The 1,089-nt window shown below is 55.0% G+C and carries 1 rRNA gene; it reads left to right on the forward strand.

Annotated features, from left to right (window positions below):
* A 23S ribosomal RNA gene (locus ACZ5PB_RS43455) occupies positions 1 to 1,089 on the forward strand; the annotation flags it as partial.

Below are 1,089 nucleotides of genomic sequence, written 5' to 3' on the forward strand. Positions count from 1 at the left end.
GGTGATTGAATTTACTTCATGAGCTGGGGGTGGCCGCAGAGACCAGCGAGAAGCGACTGTTTACTAAAAACACAGGTCCGTGCGAAGCCGTAAGGCGATGTATACGGACTGACGCCTGCCCGGTGCTGGAACGTTAAGGGGACCGGTTAGTCACATTTCGGTGTGGCGAAGCTGAGAACTTAAGCGCCAGTAAACGGCGGTGGTAACTATAACCATCCTAAGGTAGCGAAATTCCTTGTCGGGTAAGTTCCGACCTGCACGAATGGCGTAACGACTTCTCGACTGTCTCAACCATAGGCCCGGTGAAATTGCACTACGAGTAAAGATGCTCGTTTCGCGCAGAAGGACGGAAAGACCCCGGGACCTTTACTACAGTTTGATATTGGTGTTCGGTTCGGCTTGTGTAGGATAGGTGGGAGACTTTGAAGCAGCCACGCCAGTGGTTGTGGAGTCGCCGTTGAAATACCACTCTGGTCGTGCTGGATGTCTAACCTAGGTCCGTGATCCGGATCAGGGACAGTGTCTGATGGGTAGTTTAACTGGGGCGGTTGCCTCCTAAAGAGTAACGGAGGCGCCCAAAGGTTCCCTCAGCCTGGTTGGCAATCAGGTGTTGAGTGTAAGTGCACAAGGGAGCTTGACTGTGAGACCGACGGGTCGAGCAGGGACGAAAGTCGGGACTAGTGATCCGGCAGTGGCTTGTGGAAGCGCTGTCGCTCAACGGATAAAAGGTACCCCGGGGATAACAGGCTGATCTTCCCCAAGAGTCCATATCGACGGGATGGTTTGGCACCTCGATGTCGGCTCGTCGCATCCTGGGGCTGGAGTCGGTCCCAAGGGTTGGGCTGTTCGCCCATTAAAGCGGTACGCGAGCTGGGTTTAGAACGTCGTGAGACAGTTCGGTCCCTATCCTCTGTGCGCGTAGGAATATTGAGAAGGGCTGTCCCTAGTACGAGAGGACCGGGACGGACGAACCTCTGGTGTGCCAGTTGTCCTGCCAAGGGCATGGCTGGTTGGCTACGTTCGGAAAGGATAACCGCTGAAAGCATCTAAGCGGGAAGCCTGCTTCGAGATGAGTATTCCCACCCCCTT

The organism is Streptomyces sp. NPDC032721, from assembly GCF_055579625.1.